Source organism: Flavobacterium kayseriense (assembly GCF_014305095.1).
Classification (GTDB): Bacteria; Bacteroidota; Bacteroidia; order Flavobacteriales; family Flavobacteriaceae; genus Flavobacterium; species Flavobacterium kayseriense.
Genome location: NZ_JACRUI010000002.1, coordinates 35,068 through 52,960 on the forward strand (window position 1 = coordinate 35,068; position 17,893 = coordinate 52,960).

Below are 17,893 nucleotides of genomic sequence, written 5' to 3' on the forward strand. Positions count from 1 at the left end.
TTTTTGGTAGGCCGTATATTTTATCTCCCTACCGAGATAGTACTTTACATTAAAAATAATTAGTAGCAACTTTCTACAAACGTTTTTCCATCCTCGTCAATAGCTATTAATATTTTCTTCTTTTTGCTTGCCCTTAATAGCAAATAAAACCAAGCAAATAACCATAAACCAAAAGTGATACAACAAAGTAACAAATTGCGATTATAGTTCAGTTTTTTGTTTTTCTTAGATAAAACAGTGAATGGTAATTTATCATTTTTCTCTTCTATAATAAAACCATTTTTTAGTTTTAAAGACAAAACTGATAGGTAATTATTCCAATCGTCCTCATTAATAAACTGTTCACTTTTCATAGCGTTTTAGAATCGTAAAAAATTAGTTAATTTTATAGCACGAAGATACTACTACGTATTAGGGAAGTCAATACCCAGAATTAGTGATTTTTAAGATAGAATAAAGTACGTGTAAATCTTAATTGCGTTTAATTTTTACTAGCAAATCATCAATAGCTTGATTAATCTGAGAGGACAATACAAACTTATAGTTCAGATAAACATAGGTTAAGGCAACCAATATGGACTTTAGCCCAATTGCAATTATAGGATTAAATGGGAACTCCCAAAAATAAAATACGAGGAATAAAGCAAACGTAAGAACTATAGAATAAATAGTTTGCATCGTAAAAGGAAATAAATGCAAACGCTTTACCACAAACATTAATTTAGCTAAGCTATATAAAGTAATGGAAAGTAAGGTTGCAAAAGCAGATCCTAATATCCCATAAAGCGGAATAAATATCATATTTAAAACAACCGTCAAAAAAACCAATATTACTCCTAAAAACAATACTGCACGATAATATTTAGTATTAAAAATGATGGCATTATTATTTCCTAAAATGAGGTCAAAATACTTTGACAACCCAATCATAAAAACAACCCAAACACCTCCGCCATACTCCTTAGGAATCATATCATACAATTGATTGATATTAACAAAGATGCACAACATCACAAAACCACCAACAATTTGAAGATTGATTGATGTCTTTTTGTACAAATCATTTAATTCCTCTTGCTTGTCCTCATGCATTAACTTAGCAGTAATAGGATATACAATTTGGTGCATCGCTCTACTAGGTACTGAAATAACTAAAGCAATATAGGTCGCAATCGAGTAATACGCTATATTCTCTATTTTAATGTATTGATTAAGCATTATCTTATCAATATCAAGTAATAGGGTGGCTACACTACCGGATAAAATTATAAAAAAGGTATAGACAATAATATCTTTAAAGTTGTGTGGAAGTTCTAGTTGAAAACGAGGCTTTTTAAGATAAAATGCATAAAGTATGGTTACTATCAACGCTAAAAAGTAGATTGCTGCAGTAACATAAACAAACTGAATAATAGTAATCAAATCATAGTAAATACCCACCAAAGCAAGTAATGAAAACGCACGTAAGCCTACTTCCTTTATAAAATTACCAAAAACTGAATGCATGTGAACGCGCGCCCAAGCATAAAATATTTCAAAATAAGCCATGCACAAGCCCGTAAAAGGAATGAGCCATAAATAATCTTTTACAATAGGATTTTCTTTTGATAAATAAGCAGCTATCTCATCAAAAAACAACCATCCGAGCAATAAAAGAGGGACTGATAATACTAATGGAAAAAAAACAGAAAGGGATAAAAAGCGATCTTCTTCCTCTTCAGTTTTACATTGCGAATAGAATTTGACCAAAGTGTTTTGCATCCCAAAAGCAAGTAAGGGCATCACAATACTACTTGCAGATAATATATAATTAGTTAAAGCATAATATGTAGCTCCAAGAAAGTAAGGATATAAAAAAATTGTATTTATTGCACCAATCCCAAAACCAACATAAGTAATTATTGTATTCTTTAAAGATTGATTTAATACTATTCCCATTTTAAGCTTACTATTATTTTTATTCTATTTTATTAGTAGATCAACTAATTCCTTGGTTAAATTTTTTCTTGAATATTTTTGTAATCCTAAGCCATTAGATTGTAATGTACCATTCAAAAATTGATTATAAAATGTCAAAATTACACTTTTTAACCGCTCCTTTTCTTCATATTCAAAAAATACTCCTGTATTTGTGGTCTTTATTATTTCAGCAAAATCAGAATCTTTTGGACCAATACCTATTATAGGCCTATTAGATACCATATACTCAAACAATTTTCCTGGAATGATACTTTTAGTATCCACAGAATCAATTTCAATCAATAAAAGCACTTGAGACTTTCTTTGATGAGCAATTGCCTCAGCATGCGAAACATAACCCATATTATTAGTATATGCTACTAGCTCAAAACGATTAATAGTATCCAAAACTTCTTGACTAACTGCTCCGATCAATTTTATTTCTAAATCGCTTTTAAAACTTGGAAGCTCATTAATAAGTTCTGCTAAACTTTCCCAAAGAGCAAGCGGATTTCGATCAGACAAAAACGATCCTATATGTGCCAAGCTGAATTTAACATCTAAAGCTTGTACATCAACACTTTCGACATCATAACCATTTGTAATAACCGAAATAGGTTTTGTAGTAAGAGCTTGGAATTCTACTTTTGTAGTCGCACTAGTGACAATTATTGTATCAGCAGTATTCAAAACCTGACGCTCTAATTTCTTGTGTTTTTTTTCAGCAAAACGCGATAATCTCAATGTTTTGTGGTATCCAATGGTGGTCCAAGGATCGCGAAAATCAGCAAACCACTTTAGATCTAATTTCTTTTTTAACCCCAAGCCAATAAGATGTAAGCTATGTGGTGGGCCTGAGGTTATAATAGTATCAATTTTATTGTCAACTATATATTTTTCTAAATATGATATCGAGGGCTTTACCCAAAAACAGCGGGCATCAGGAATAAACAAATTTCCACGAATCCAAAGTAGTACCTTATCTAAAAATTGTTGCTTTTTCTTATTTGGAATAATCCCGGAATTCATCTTTTTTGTTTTGTTTTTAGACAAAAAAGACGCTAATTGATAGGGCTCAAAAATTGGACGTTTTAATACTATTACTTTATCAGATACTTCTTTTACCAAGTTTACATCCACGATAGGATATGTTGGGTTCTCAGGAATATAAACAATGGGTTGAATGCCGTATTCAGGTAAGTATTTTGCGAATTTGAGCCAACGTTGCACACCCGGACCTCCAGCTGGTGGCCAATAATAGGTAATAATTAAGACTTTTTTGTTTTCAGCTTTCAATCAGGATAATTTTTAGGGTTGAGAAATATGTAAACATTTCTCTAAAGAACTTGGTATTAGTCCAAATCAAAATTAATTCACTTTATTTTTTCTTTCAAAATAAATACCTCCCGCTAAAAGCAACAACATTCCTAGACCGCTAATAATCGTGATGATACTTCCTGTTTGAATCACCTCGGGTTCAAACTTAAACTCAATAGTATGCTTACCTGCCGGCACCATCATAGCTCTCAAAACATAGTCTACCGGAAAATGTGAGGTTTTCTCTCCATCAACATAAGCGTTCCATCCGTTCTCATAATAAATTTCAGAAAAAACTGCCAAACCTTCTTTCTTACTATCGGAACTGTATTCGATATAATTAGGTTTATATACTGTTATGAAAATGGTCCCTGATGTATCTAAATTTCTTTTTAAACGCGCATTTTTGAATTTGTCGCCGTATAGGTGAATATTGAAAATAGCTGCTTTTTTAGTGTCGATGCGATCCAATAATTTCATTTCGTCATTGGCCTTATTAACAATTTTGACATCGTTTACGAACCAAGCATTACCATTTGCATCAGGATTAATAGTTGGAAACTCTTTACCTTCCTTATCGGTCTGAATAACATATTTTACATTTAACATGTTTAGTACCTCTAGGTTATTCTTTGCAATTTGATAATCAAATAATTGCTGAACACGTCGTGGTTTAGCGGCATGATAACCTCCTATCGATTTATGAAAATAAGATGCACGTGCACTAGAAAAGTTACCGTTCACTTCAAACACTCGATATTGCGTTGTGTCTTGCAATATTAAACCATCAGCTTCTGTTTCTACAAAAGGTACTTCTACCTCTCTACTACTCACAAAGTCTTTTGATGAAACATAATTTTTATCTACAAAAAACAGATCGGAGATCATTAATAAACCTACCAAAATTATCGCCGTTTTTTGAGCTAATTTATTTTTAATAAAAAGCCATAATACTCCAGCAACAATTAAGATAAAAAAACCAGATCGTAACAAGTCAGCACTATATAAACTTTTTCTATCTGCTTTAAGAGCATCTACAAATCCAGGGCCATAACTCTCCGTGTAATAATTATCATTAGGACCATCAAAATCAAACATGCTTTTACTCAAGAACAACAATACTATAAGCCCTAATGAAGCTGCAGCGGGCTGCCATAACGATTTCCATTGTAATTCTTTTTCTGTCTTAAAAAAAGATTGCAAACCCATAATTGCTAATACAGGGAAACAAAGTTCGAGAATAACTTGAATAGAAGAAACCGCTCTAAATTTATTATACATCGGAACATAGTCAATAAAAAAATCTGTTAAGACAGGGAAGTTTTTACCCCAAGATAGCACTAAGGAAACGAAGGCTCCAGATAAGAATACGTACTTGATTTTTCGATCATCGACAAACAATCCCAATACCGCTAAAAAGAATACTACGGCTCCAATATAAGCAGGAGCTGCCACTATAGGTTGGTCACCCCAATAAGTAGGTAAACCTGACGCAAAATCTGCTGCCTGACCCTCAGGCACGCCTTGTCCTACCATAAATTTATACATACTACTATCAGTTCCTACTGCCTCTCGATTAGATCCTCCAAAAAGTCGTGGAGCAATTAAATTGAGACTTTCTGCAATTCCATAGCTATATTCAGTAATGTAGTCTCTAGTCATTGCAGTACTAGTGGTACTTTTAGAACCATCAGGATTAAAGGTTAACTCGCTTTTACCTCTAGTGCTAAAATTTGCATATTCTGCTGTTGCTAAAAGGTTAGTTGCATTTGCGCCAATTGCAAAAACACCTGCAATAGCTAAAACGCCAAAAGAGGTTAATAAAGATTTATATACTTTAGACTTGATCGCTATAATTGTAAAGTATACGGATAGAATCAACAAGAAGATCAACAAATAATAGGTCATCTGAAAGTGATTCGCATTGATTTCTAATGCGGTCGCAAACATCGTTAGCAAACCTCCAAGTACATATTTATTTCTATAAACCAAAACAAAACCAGCAATGACCATGGGCATATAAGCTATCGCATGTGCTTTAGCATTGTGTCCAACGCCTAAAATTATAATAAGATAAGTTGAAAAACCAAAAGCTACTGCTCCAAAGAAAGCCTTTAAAGGATCAACTTTTAATACTAGTAATAATCCATAAAAGCCTAAAAAATATAAAAATAAATAATCCGCAGGACGTGGTAAAAAACGTAAAACATCATCTAAGCCACCAATAAAATCATACGGATATTTAGCCCCAAGCTGATACGTTGGCATCCCTCCAAAAGCACTGTTAGTCCAGTAAGGCTCAACATGATCAGTAGCTCTAAAATCATTTTGTTCCTTAGCCATCCCTGTATATTGGGCGATATCGGACTGAAAAATTTGTTTCCCTTGTAGTACAGGATAAAAATAAATTAATGAAACAACAACAAAACCTAGAACGGCTAAAATATGCGGATAAAACTTATTTATTATTTTCAATTGCTAACTTTTAATTTATAAAACGTGTTACTTCTAGTGCCAAAATTAATCTATTTCTTCGTAATCAACGTAATCTCCCACTTTTTTCGTTTCTTTTGGATTCTTAGTGTTAGCCGTAGTATAAATTATCTCGTCTTTTGTATTTGTCTTTTCCCAAGAATTATTTTGTGCATATTGCTGCTGCTGAAAATTTTCTCCCGCTTTTTGAACCACTTTCTTTACAAGTAATGGCAAAAACAATTTTGCTAAAAATTTAAAAACGTAGTAAAACATCAGAATGTAAAAGATAGTTTTAACAATACCAGTAAATGAAGCTGTTTCCATAATCAAATAATTTTGAACAAAATTAAGAAATCAAACTCGAATCTTAAGGACAAAATTAAAATATGATTCTTAAATAAATGATAAATTATAGTACATTTGATATGTGCAAAACCTTTTAAACTGAAATAAAATATATGTCAAAATTAAATTTTATATCCATTTGTGTACTTGTTATGTTTACTAGTTTAAGCAACGCACAACATACAGATCAAATAAATTCCAATAGACCAGGAGTAACAATGTCAGCGTTTGCTGTGGGAAAATCAGTAATTCAAGTAGAAACGGGATTATTTGCAATACATGAAAATCATTCATTACTGGGCTATGATGCAAAAGGCTTTGGTGCCGATTTAACTTTGCGATATGGTGCTTTTATGGAACGCTTGGAGCTTGTAGGTAATATACAATATCAAAATGCGGACTACATCACCGACTTTAGCACTACCACAAAAGCTGGACTAAAGCAAACCGTTTTAGGTGCAAAATATTTGATTTACGATCCCTTTAAAAATTATGAAAAGAAGATTAACATATACAGTTGGAAGGCCAACCAAAAATTTAATTGGCGACAATTAGTGCCTGCTGTTTCAATTTATGCTGGAGCAAATTTTACCATGAAAAACAATCCTTATTCCTTTTCTACGGACGCAAATATTTCACCAAAAGTAATGTTGATTACTCAAAACCATTTAGGCGATGGATCATGGGTATTCGTAACTAACATTATCGCTGATTACATAACTACAGACTTTCCTAGTTATGGATACGCTATAACGCTAACAAAAGGAATAAATGAAAAATGGTCTGGATTTATTGAAAACCAAGGCTACAAAAGTGATTTTTATAGCGATGCTATAGTTCGTGGTGGAGCCGCATTCTTATTGAGTAAAGACATGCAAATAGATGCTTCAATCAGCCGAAACTTTAAAGACACTCCTACTGTGCTTTATGGAGGAATTGGTTTTTCATGGCGCTATGATGCCAACTACAAGGAGGTAAGAATGAGCTTAGATAAAGGCGGGAGAAAAAAATCTAAATCTGAAAAAAAAGTTGAAAAGAGAGACAAAAAACGCAAAGACGCAATCGAATAACAAAATACATCTTAAAAATATATAATGATTACGATAAAAGAAGCAAAAACTAAAAAGGAACTAACAGAATATATTAAATTTCCATTTTCGTTGTATAAAAACAATGAATTTTGGGTACCACCTATTATTGCTGATGAATTAGAGTCATTTGATAAAACCAAAAATCCAGCCTTTGAAAATGCCGAAGCTTACTTTTATATTGCCTATAAAAACAATGAAATAGCTGGTAGAATAACAGCTATAGTAAATTGGAGCGAAGTTAATGACCAACAAAAAAGGAAAGTCCGTTTTGGTTGGTTTGATGTGATCAATGACATTGAAGTGACTAAAGCTCTTTTAGAGAAAGTATATGAATTAGGACGAAAAAATAATTTAGAATATGTAGAAGGTCCTATGGGCTTCTCTAACCTTGATAAGGTTGGAGTATTAACCGAAGGCTTCGACCAACTTGGTACAATGATTACTTGGTACAATCATCCATATTACGCTACTCATTTTGAAAAATTAGGCTATGTAACCGAGAAAGAATATATCGAAAGTAAATTTCCTTTCGAAAATGTAAAATTAGAGCATTTTGACAAAGCGCAAGAGTTAATAAAAAGACGGTATAGTTTAAAAGAGTTGAACTTTAAAAAAACTAAAGATGTTTTGCCTTATGTAGATAAAATGTTTGATCTATTTAACGCCTCTTATGCGAGTTTATCTTCTTTTGTACCTATTACAGATATCCAAAAAGAGTATTTCAAGAAAAAATATATTAGTTTCATCAATCCTGAGTACATTAAATTTGTTGAAGACAAAGAGCATAACTTAGTAGCTTTTGCCATTGTAATGCCAAGCTTTTCTAAAGCATTACAAAAGGCAAATGGTAAATTATTCCCTTTTGGGTTTTATCACCTATTAAACGCTCGCAGTAACAGTAAAGATGTATGTTTTTACTTAATTGGTGTTCATCCTGATTATCAAAGTAAAGGAGCGCATGCTATTATCTTTAAGGAATACCACACTACTTTTACAGAGAAAGGAATTGAAAATTGCATTAGAACACCTGAACTTGCAGACAATCATGCCATACATGCGATCTGGAAAAATTTTGATCCAAAAATCATTTGTAGAAGGAAAACTTTTAAATTAAAGTTGTAATTAAAGAACTACAAAACCCTAAACTAGGGATCATACCTTAAAAAGCGAATTGCTTTTTAAGGCTTATTCTTAAAAAAAATTAAAATAGAATTGCGAAATTAAATTTGAATGTGTAGAAAATATTATATTATTATACTATTTTTAAGTTTTAATTCGTGAGCTTCAAATTAATAAAAAACAAAAAAAAACCATTTACGGATGTAAATGGTTTTTTATATTTAGAGTAAAATTTAGCTATGCGTCTAAGTCTACCTTAGTTCTAGCGGCTATCTCTTTATAAGTTCCTCCAATTAATTTTTCACGTATTGCTTCAAAAGCAGTAAGTGTTTCATCAATATCAGATAATGTATGAGAAGCAGTAGGGATCATTCTAAGCAAAATAATTCCTTTAGGAATAACTGGGTAAACAACAATCGATAGGAAAATATTATAATTCTCTCTTAGATCATTTACCATAATCATTGCCTCTGGTATAGATCCTTCAAGATAAACAGGCGTTACGCAAGTGTTTGTATCACCAATATTAAACCCTTTTTCTCTTAATCCACTTTGTAATGCATCTACATTTTCCCAAAGTTTATCTTTTAAACCTGGATTATCTCTTAACAATTGCAATCTCTTCAATGCTCCAATAGTTTGAATCATTGGTAAAGCTTTTGCAAACATTTGTGAACGCAAGTTGTATTTTAGGTAATCAATTATATCTTTATCAGCGGCTAAAAAAGCACCAATACTAGCCATCGATTTTGCAAATGTAGAAAAGTAAACATCTATTCCGTCCTGACATCCTTGCTCTTCTCCTGCCCCAGCTCCTGTTTTACCAAGAGTTCCAAATCCGTGAGCATCATCAACTAATAAACGGAAATTATACTTTTCTTTCAAAGCAACGATTTCAGTTAACTTACCTTGTTGTCCACGCATTCCAAAAACACCTTCTGTAATAAAGAGTATCCCTCCTCCTGTTTCCGTAGCCATTTTTGTAGCACGTTGCAGGTTTTTTTCCATACTTTCAAGATCGTTATGCTTATATGTAAAACGTTTTCCCATGTGCAAACGAACACCATCAATGATACAGGCATGAGCATCAACATCATATACAATGATGTCGTTTTTAGTTACTAAAGCATCAATACAAGACATGATTCCTTGGTATCCAAAATTCAATAAATAAGCTGACTCTTTTTTGACGAATGCTGCTAATTCATTTTCTAATTGCTCGTGATAAGATGTGTGACCACTCATCATACGAGCACCCATAGGATAAGCTGCTCCATACTCTAAAGCGGCATCAGCATCAGCTTTACGAACTTCTGGGTGATTAGCAAGACCTAAATAATCATTTATACTCCAATTCAAAATATCCTTTCCATGAAACTTCATTCTTGGCCCTAGTTCTCCTTCTAATTTAGGAAACACAAAATAACCTTCAGCTTGTGAAGCCCATTTTCCTAATGGCCCTTTATTGTTTTGAATTCTTTCGAATAAATCCTTTACCATAATATATTATGTAATAATTTTAATTTTAAGAAGTCGCAAAAATAATTATTTAAATTTTATAAAAGTACCTAAAGTTTAATTATTTTTCATTAACGGCCGTTAGCTTTTAGATTAAAGCAATATATCATTAAATCATTTCCTAAAATATAAAGGAATTATAGTCGATGAAAAAAAGTGTTGCCATACATCCTCTTATTTACCCTTAGACAAATCTACTTTATGGCAGTCAAAATATTTTCGATTAAACTTTGTATCTTTGAAAAAAATATACACTGTACTTTATGCCTCAAATAACTAAAGAACTTAAACTTGCCGTACTGATTGATGCCGATAATGTTCCTTACAGTAACGTGAAAGGGATGATGGAAGAAATAACTAAATTTGGAACACCCACAACAAAGCGTATTTATGCTGATTGGACCCGTCCGAATGCCAGTGGTTGGAAAGGCGTTTTATTAGAGCATGCTATTACTCCAATACAACAGTACAGTTATACATCTGGTAAAAACTCATCAGATTCAGCATTGATTATTGATGCGATGGATTTATTATATACCGGAAAATTAGATGGGTTTTGTATTGTTTCAAGCGACAGTGATTTCACGCGTTTAGCTATTCGTTTAAGAGAAGCGGGTATGAAAGTAATAGGAATAGGTGAACAAAAAACACCAAAACCTTTTATAAGCGCCTGTGATCGTTTCATATTTATAGAGGTCTTAGACGGTGCCATCAAGAAAAAAACCCCTAAGCAAAATACCGATCCGAAGAAGACAGTCGAAAAAACAACTGTTAAAACAACAGAGAAGCCTACTCAAAAGCCGTTAAACAAAATAGACGAGCCGACTATTGAATTGATAGAATCAACTATTGAAGATATTGGTGATGACGATGGCTGGGCATTTCTTGGCGATGTAGGAAATTATATTGTAAAGAAAAAACCAGAGTTTGACCCTCGAAATTATGGTTTCGTAAAACTTACGCCAATGTTAAAAACGCTAACTGATATTCTTGAAATTGATGAAAGAGAATCAGACAAAAAAGGTATCAAACACGTTTTTGTACGCTTGCGCTACAGTTAAATCAACTCCTTTACAATTTTATACAAAAGCTCTTTTTTAAGAGGTTTAGAGATATAATTGTTCATCCCTATTTCCTTAGTTCGCAATTTGGTCCCTTCCATTACATCAGCTGTAACTGCAATGATTGGAATAGAGGCGTTATTAGCACCTACAGCACCATTTCTTATAGCTATTGTTGCTTCGTATCCATCCATTACTGGCATTTGCAAATCCATTAGAACTAAGTCAATTTCGTGATCTTTAAATGCATCAAGGCCTTCTTGACCATTCATTACGTATATCATAGTTGTATTTAACCATTTTTTGGTGATCATTTTAATAACCATTTGATTAACGGAATTATCCTCGACCACTAAAATAGTTTTACCACCCAAATCACATACCTCTGCGACCTCTACTGCGATTATGGGTTCTTGCTTTTTCTTAGCGGTATCAAATTCAAGGCAAACAGAAAAAGTAGTACCCTTCTCAAGATTACTTTTTACCTCGATACTACCTGACTGCTTATCAACCAAAGTTTTTACTATGTATAGTCCCAAACCTAAACCCCCAAATTTCCGTGAATTATCTATTGAGTTCTGGGAGAAAGAATCGTAAATTCTAGCAATCTTATCTTCTGCAATACCCACACCTGAATCCTCAACGGTAAGCATAAGGCTAACTTTAGTACCTAAAAGCTTTTTATTTTCGACTTTAAATAAAACAAAACCTTCAGATGTGAATTTTATCGCATTGTTAATTAAATTATTAATAATTTGAGACAATCTCATCTCGTCACCTACAAGAAGTTCCGGAAGCAGATCAGGTTTAGAAAATACAAAATCCAAACCTTTTTCTGAAGCTCTATTTTGTGCACTAATTACAATGTCATCTAAAAGCGAAGCTACATTAAAGGGAATTCTATCAAGCTGTAATTCATTTTTCTCAATTTTAGAAAAATCTAGAATATCATTAACCGAACTAAGCAAAGTTTGCGACGAATATTTAATAACCCTGCAATTATTCTTAATGTTATCATCTTTGACCTCTGTCGAAATGGAATCAATTAGATTCATAATCGCGTTAAGAGGAGTTCTTAGCTCATGACTAATATTTGATAAAAAATAAGATTTTAAATCATTCATCTCTTGAGATCGAACTAAAGCTAATCTATACAACTCGTTTTTTTCGTTTTTTAAATTCCGAATTAAGTTGGACATGGAAAGAGACAGGAAAATAAGTTCTAAACCGGTTCCAATTTTTGAACTATTTTGAGTGGTAAAGGTGTTCTCTATTAATCCAAGATTATTGAGAATAAAAACGCCAAAGCCAAATATTAAAAAAAAGATTCCTATTGTAAAAAAAGTATCAATTGGCTTCTTTTTAACATACAAATATACAATTGAAAAAATAATCAGAAGTAAAAAAACGAGAACGAGCAAATTAACAATCTTGTAACAATAGGGCAAAGCGGCCGGGACAAGTGCAGAGAAAAACAGCAAAACAGCTAACAAAATATAACTCACATTAAACAAACGGTAAAGCGCTTTACTGTGTGTTTTGATATTCAAAAAAACTTCACTGTATTTCCCTGATAAAAAAGCACCAATTATAGCAAAAAACAATACCGCATGATTCGAAAACCAACCTCCAGAAGGTGTAACGTACTGAAAGAAAAAACCATCCAAAGCAAATTGCAAAAGTCCTACAGAGATTACATACAAAGAGTAATATAAAAATGTGGATTCATTTAAAGCGAAAAAGAAAAATAAATAAATAATCGCAACGATAGACAAGATACCGTAGAAGATACCAAAAAGGAACTGCTCCATGGAATTCATCTCAACAAAACCATCAGCTGAATATAGAGTAAGTGGCAGTTTTAGTACTTCGCCATCGCTTTTAACATGTAAAAATAAATTTAAATTAGCATTAGGCTTTATCCTCAAATCAAAAATACTTCTACGATTGGGATGACTACGATCTTTGTAAGCGATGCCATCTCCACTAATTTCCTTGGTTATTTCTCCACTCTCAAGATCGACAATGTATAATTCGACTAGATTAGTAATAGGTCTTGCCGTTTCCAGATAATAATGCAATTCAGCATTAGTATTATTAACAATCTTTGTCAGTGACCAAAAATGACTTTCAGTGAACCCAAGATAATCAGTAGTGTATTTAAAATTTATAGGATTTAAGGTTTCAAAATTATTTGCAACATATTCAACATCTAACTCCTTGTCTCCTACATCTGCTAAGAACGTATGATTATGCAAAGAAACCTTATTTGGTAAAGCGTCTGCCTTAAATACAAACTGACAATAAGTTTTTGAAAAGGATAAAAAAAACAAAACTCCAAGAATAATCTTGGCAATATGGGTATTGTTATGCATATCTATAGGTTAAAAATGGGGCGCATTAAGAATCATTAAAAACTATACTCAGAATTCAAGGAGTCGAAAGATAGAATTATTTTTGTTAAGGTATCAAAATTTAAAACAAAAAATAATCAAATTTTGCCATTCAGTAATTGAAATAAAACGCACACTGAAGACAATATAATTATTTAATCAAAAAAATCCTATAACCCTATATTCAACTTTAATACTCATAAAGCACCTACGTTATATAAGATTATAAAGTTTGTCGAAATAAGAATAAAAAAATAAAAATGAAACAAAATTAAAATAAGATAAAGTAACATGGTAAAAAACGCTACATTAAATAATCAAAAAAAATATGCTTTATCAAATACCTAAATATCCATCGAGATATTAAATAGTAATAAAACCTATATTTGTAATTAAACTCAAAAAAAAAATATGAAACTTGTCTTTGCTTCCAATAACAAAAACAAAATAGCTGAACTTCAAAGCATGCTACCTAGCAATATCACTATATTAAGCTTAGAAAGTATAGGTTGCTTCGAAGATATTCCAGAAACCGCAGATACGATAGAAGGAAATGCTATACTGAAAGCAAATTATGTTACAGAAAAATTTGGTTACGATTGTTTTGCTGATGACACTGGCCTGGAAGTAACAGCATTAAATGGTGAACCGGGAGTTTACTCCGCGAGATATGCAGGAGAACAAAAAAATTCCGACGACAACATGAATAAATTACTTAGCGATCTATCTGATAAAAATGACAGAAGCGCACAATTTAAAACAGTAATTGCGCTTAATTATAAAGGAACACAACAACTATTTACAGGAATAGCAAAAGGACATATTAAATTAGAAAAAACAGGAACAGGAGGCTTTGGGTACGACCCTATTTTCCAACCAAATGAATACACAGAAACTTTTGCGCAACTATCTGCAATTGTTAAAAACACAATAAGCCATAGAGGAAAAGCGACACACCAATTACTTAATTATTTGAACACATTGTAAAAAGTAATGAAAATCATTATTTTTTGCATAAAAAAACAATTACCTAACTTCTTTTGGCAATTAAATTTACCTATCATCAAAATAGAATCAAAAAAATAAAATACAACTTTTTGATAATCAAACACTAACAAAACATTAAATCTTAACATTCCATTAGTTTATATGAATAATTTAGAGTAATTTTGCACCCTATTTTAAAAATACATATGAATAAATTTGAACAATTAGGATTGAGTGAATCGTTACTGAAAGCGATTTTAGATCTAGGATTTGAGAATCCGAGCGAAGTACAGGAGAAAGCGATTCCCCTATTATTGGAAAAAGATACAGATATGGTTGCGTTGGCTCAGACAGGGACAGGGAAAACGGCAGCTTTTGGTTTTCCAGTTATCCAAAAAATTGATGCCAACAACAGAAATACTCAGGCATTGATTTTATCTCCAACGCGTGAGTTATGTTTGCAGATTACTAACGAACTTAAAAACTACTCTAAATACGAAAAAGGTATTAATGTGGTAGCAGTTTACGGCGGGGCTAGCATTACAGAACAAGCAAGAGACATTAAAAGAGGAGCACAAATTATTGTAGCAACTCCTGGAAGAATGCAAGACATGATTAATAGAGGTCTGGTAAATATTACTGGAATCAACTATTGTATTCTTGACGAAGCAGATGAAATGTTAAACATGGGATTCTATGAAGACATTGTTAATATTTTATCTACAACACCAGACGATAAAAACACATGGTTGTTTTCTGCAACAATGCCTGCTGAAGTAGCACGTATAGGAAAGCAATTTATGACTGACCCTGTTGAAGTTACAGTAGGAGCTAAGAACTCAGGTTCAGCAACAGTATCTCACGAATTTTACTTAGTAAACGCTCGTGATCGTTACGAAGCTTTGAAACGTTTAGCTGATGCTAATCCAGACATCTTCTCAGTAGTTTTTTGTAGAACAAAACGTGATACACAAGCTGTTGCTGAGAAATTGGTTGAAGATGGATACAGCGCTGCTGCATTGCATGGAGATTTATCTCAAGCACAACGTGATGGCGTAATGAAGTCATTTAGAGGTCGTCAAATTCAAATGCTTGTTGCTACTGACGTTGCTGCACGTGGAATTGATGTTGATAATATTACTCACGTAGTAAACTACCAACTTCCTGACGAAATAGAAACTTACAATCACCGTTCAGGACGAACAGGTCGTGCTGGTAGATTAGGTACCTCTATTGTAATCGTAACTAAAAGTGAATTGCGTAAAATCTCTTCTATCGAGAGAATTATCAAGCAAAAATTTGAAGAAAAAACAATTCCTTCAGGTATTGAAATTTGTGAGATTCAATTATTGCATTTAGCAACTAAAATTAAAGATACTGAAGTTGATCATGAAATTGACAACTACTTACCAGCTATCAACAATGTTCTTGAAGATTTATCAAAAGAAGAATTGATTAAGAAAATGGTTTCAGTAGAATTTAATCGTTTTATCAATTACTATAAAAAAACTAGAGACCTATCTTCTCAATCAGGTGAAAGACGTGAAAGAAGCGATGATAGAGAACCTAGAGAAAACAATAATGGTGGCGCAACAAGATATTTCGTGAACATTGGTTCTAGAGATAATTTCGACTGGATGTCATTAAAAGATTACTTAAAAGAAACATTAGACTTAGGTCGTGATGACGTATTTAAAGTAGATGTAAAAGAAGGATTCTCTTTCTTTAATACTGACCCAGAACATACTGACAAAGTAATGGAAGTATTGAACAACGTACAATTAGAAGGTCGTCGTATCAATGTTGAAATTTCTAAAAATGATGGTGGCGGAAGACGTGATCACAATGGTAGAAGTTCTGGCGGAAGTTTTGGTGGTGGAAGAAGTTCAGCTCCAAGAAGAGAAGGAAACTTCGCACCAAGAAGAGAAGGATCTGGCGGTGGATTTAGATCTGACAGAAACGCACCAAGAGAGGGCGGTTTTGGAGGAAGAAGTTCTGCTCCACGTGAAGGTGGTTTTGGAGGAAGAAGTTCTGCACCTAGAAGTGAAGGATCATCAGACAGAGCACCTAGACGCTCAGAAAGCCATGGTGACTCACCTAGACCAAGAAGACCAAGAAGAGACTAACATTTAGTTAATTTTCTTATAATAATACTAAGAAACTACAAAATATTTAATCTTGTTTTACTACTTTTAAAGTTTTAAATCAGTATATGAAATATTTTGTAGTTTTCTTTTTTTTAACACTTACCTTCTCTGTCGCTACTGCACAGGAAGCCTTACATTCACAAAAAGTTACTGGTTATCTATATAACGATAATACTAAGACTGCTTTAGCAAATGTAAATGTCATTAATATAAATAAAGTAAGAGGCGCAAGAACAAACTCTGAAGGTTATTTTGAAATTGATGTACATCCTTCAGATACTCTTCACCTTTCCTTACTAGGTTTTCAATCCTTACGCGTGAAAGTAACAAATGACTGGATTAAGAATAAAGTTGCTAAAATTTTTCTAACCGAAAAAGCAATAGCTCTTGAAGAAGTAGTCATTCGTCCCTTTAACTTAACTGGTTACTTAGAAGTAGACTCCAAAACAATTCCGACTAAAGAAAATTATCGATACAGTATTTCAGGATTAACCTCTGGATATGAAGCAGGCCAAAATTCAGCTGGTGCTTTTGGCAAAGTGCTAGGTTCTATTTTTAACCCCGCCGATATGCTTTATAATTTCTTTGGAAAAAACCCTAAGGAATTAAAAAAATTGAAGGAGATGAAGAAAGACGACACCGTTCGTAATCTATTGGAATCCAAATTTGATAGAGAAACATTAGCAGTATTATTAGGAATAGATAAAAAAGATATACCTGAAATATTACAACGATGTAACTACTCTGAGTCTTTTATAAAAACAGCTAACGACCTCCAAATAATGGATGCCATAAGTGGTTGTTATGAAGAATATAAAATCCTTAAAAAAAGGTAATTCTTATCTACTTGCAAGTCAAAAACTATCTATAAAATCAGTATGGATTAGTAAAGAATATCTTAAAAAATTATTTATATCTTCGTTAAAATTAATTATTTATAAAATGAAAAATCTATTTGCAGTTTTAACTGTTATAAGCATCACATTATTCTCAGTCGCTGCTAAAAGTCAAACCAAGTTTAATGTACAAAAAGCAGGAAACATTTTTGACATTAGCATACCTGACTATATGACGCGTACCATTGGACTAAATGATGTAGCGACAGTACAATATAAAAATAGTGTAAAGGATATTTATACTATAGTGATTGAAGATAGTAAAGAAGAATTAACTATCGCTGATATTTTTTATACATCACTTCAAGAGTTCCAAGAAGAATTTGAAGCAGACTTTATAAAAGACGAAGAAAAGAGAACTAGTAGCAAACCAATATTTACAACAAAAAACAATATCAATTTTGCCGAGTATGATGTGTCATACTATGACAAAGAACTGAAAATTGATGTATATTACTTAGTAGGAATTGCAGAAACAAAATCACATTTTTACAAAATATTATCATGGACTAATTTAGAAAATAAAGAGAAATTTAAAACTGATTTTCAAAAAATACTCTATAGTCTAAAACAGTAAATTTAAAA

Annotated in this window: 14 protein-coding genes; 7 read left to right on the forward strand and 7 right to left on the reverse strand. The window is 32.5% G+C overall.

The annotated features are described in order from the left end of the window. Positions 1–59: 59 nt before the first annotated feature. The 5 genes from H8R22_RS06490 to H8R22_RS06510 form a co-directional block, all read right to left on the reverse strand. The gene (locus tag H8R22_RS06490) at positions 60–353 is read right to left on the reverse strand and encodes a hypothetical protein (RefSeq protein WP_187009644.1); all 294 of its coding nucleotides are present in this window, start codon (positions 351–353) and stop codon (positions 60–62) included. A 118-nt stretch (positions 354–471) separates the two neighbouring features. Then, positions 472–1,938, reverse strand: coding sequence for a lipopolysaccharide biosynthesis protein (locus tag H8R22_RS06495; protein WP_187009645.1), 1,467 nt, complete (start codon positions 1,936–1,938; stop codon positions 472–474). A gap of 24 nt (positions 1,939–1,962) precedes the next feature. After that, positions 1,963–3,255 carry a glycosyltransferase family 4 protein gene (locus H8R22_RS06500; protein ID WP_187009646.1) on the reverse strand — a complete coding sequence of 431 codons (1,293 nt, stop codon included), beginning with the start codon at positions 3,253–3,255 and terminating at the stop codon, positions 1,963–1,965. A 72-nt stretch (positions 3,256–3,327) separates the two neighbouring features. Continuing rightward, a complete protein-coding gene (locus H8R22_RS06505; protein ID WP_187009647.1) occupies positions 3,328–5,751 on the reverse strand; it encodes a YfhO family protein in 2,424 nt (807 codons plus the stop codon). 45 nt (positions 5,752–5,796) lie between these two features. Continuing rightward, positions 5,797–6,075 carry a DUF4834 family protein gene (locus H8R22_RS06510; protein WP_187009648.1) on the reverse strand — a complete coding sequence of 93 codons (279 nt, stop codon included), beginning with the start codon at positions 6,073–6,075 and terminating at the stop codon, positions 5,797–5,799. A 134-nt stretch (positions 6,076–6,209) separates the two neighbouring features. Between H8R22_RS06510 and H8R22_RS06515 the strand changes: the two genes are divergently transcribed. Together H8R22_RS06515 and H8R22_RS06520 are read left to right on the forward strand one after the other, a co-directional pair. Further along, the gene (locus tag H8R22_RS06515; RefSeq protein ID WP_225875998.1) at positions 6,210–7,166 is read left to right on the forward strand and encodes a transporter; all 957 of its coding nucleotides are present in this window, start codon (positions 6,210–6,212) and stop codon (positions 7,164–7,166) included. 24 nt (positions 7,167–7,190) lie between these two features. Then, a complete protein-coding gene (locus H8R22_RS06520) occupies positions 7,191–8,309 on the forward strand; it encodes a GTP cyclohydrolase (protein ID WP_187009649.1) in 1,119 nt (372 codons plus the stop codon). A gap of 234 nt (positions 8,310–8,543) precedes the next feature. Here H8R22_RS06520 and H8R22_RS06525 read toward each other — a convergent pair whose 3' ends face one another. Further along, positions 8,544–9,806 carry an aminotransferase class I/II-fold pyridoxal phosphate-dependent enzyme gene (locus H8R22_RS06525; protein WP_187009650.1) on the reverse strand — a complete coding sequence of 421 codons (1,263 nt, stop codon included), beginning with the start codon at positions 9,804–9,806 and terminating at the stop codon, positions 8,544–8,546. Positions 9,807–10,087: 281 nt separating this feature from the next. Between H8R22_RS06525 and H8R22_RS06530 the strand changes: the two genes are divergently transcribed. Beyond that, positions 10,088–10,885 carry an NYN domain-containing protein gene (locus tag H8R22_RS06530; protein WP_187009651.1) on the forward strand — a complete coding sequence of 266 codons (798 nt, stop codon included), beginning with the start codon at positions 10,088–10,090 and terminating at the stop codon, positions 10,883–10,885. On the opposite strand, the gene H8R22_RS06535 is transcribed toward H8R22_RS06530, so the two are convergent. Further along, a complete protein-coding gene (locus H8R22_RS06535; RefSeq protein WP_187009652.1) occupies positions 10,882–13,260 on the reverse strand; it encodes a hybrid sensor histidine kinase/response regulator in 2,379 nt (792 codons plus the stop codon). The two genes, H8R22_RS06530 and H8R22_RS06535, sit on opposite strands and share 4 nt — an antisense overlap. 429 nt (positions 13,261–13,689) lie before the next feature. On the opposite strand from H8R22_RS06535, the gene H8R22_RS06540 reads away from it, so the two are divergent. From H8R22_RS06540 to H8R22_RS06555, 4 genes are all read left to right on the forward strand, one after another. Beyond that, the gene (locus H8R22_RS06540; protein WP_187009653.1) at positions 13,690–14,265 is read left to right on the forward strand and encodes a non-canonical purine NTP diphosphatase; all 576 of its coding nucleotides are present in this window, start codon (positions 13,690–13,692) and stop codon (positions 14,263–14,265) included. Between the two features lie 206 nt (positions 14,266–14,471). Next, complete coding sequence (locus H8R22_RS06545) at positions 14,472–16,391, forward strand: DEAD/DEAH box helicase (protein WP_187009654.1); 1,920 nt, start codon at positions 14,472–14,474, stop codon at positions 16,389–16,391. A gap of 86 nt (positions 16,392–16,477) precedes the next feature. Then, positions 16,478–17,248, forward strand: a complete 771-nt coding sequence (locus H8R22_RS06550) for a carboxypeptidase-like regulatory domain-containing protein (RefSeq protein WP_187009655.1) — start codon at positions 16,478–16,480, stop codon at positions 17,246–17,248. 106 nt (positions 17,249–17,354) lie between these two features. Further along, positions 17,355–17,885, forward strand: a complete 531-nt coding sequence (locus tag H8R22_RS06555; RefSeq protein ID WP_187009656.1) for a hypothetical protein — start codon at positions 17,355–17,357, stop codon at positions 17,883–17,885. Positions 17,886–17,893: the final 8 nt, after the last annotated feature.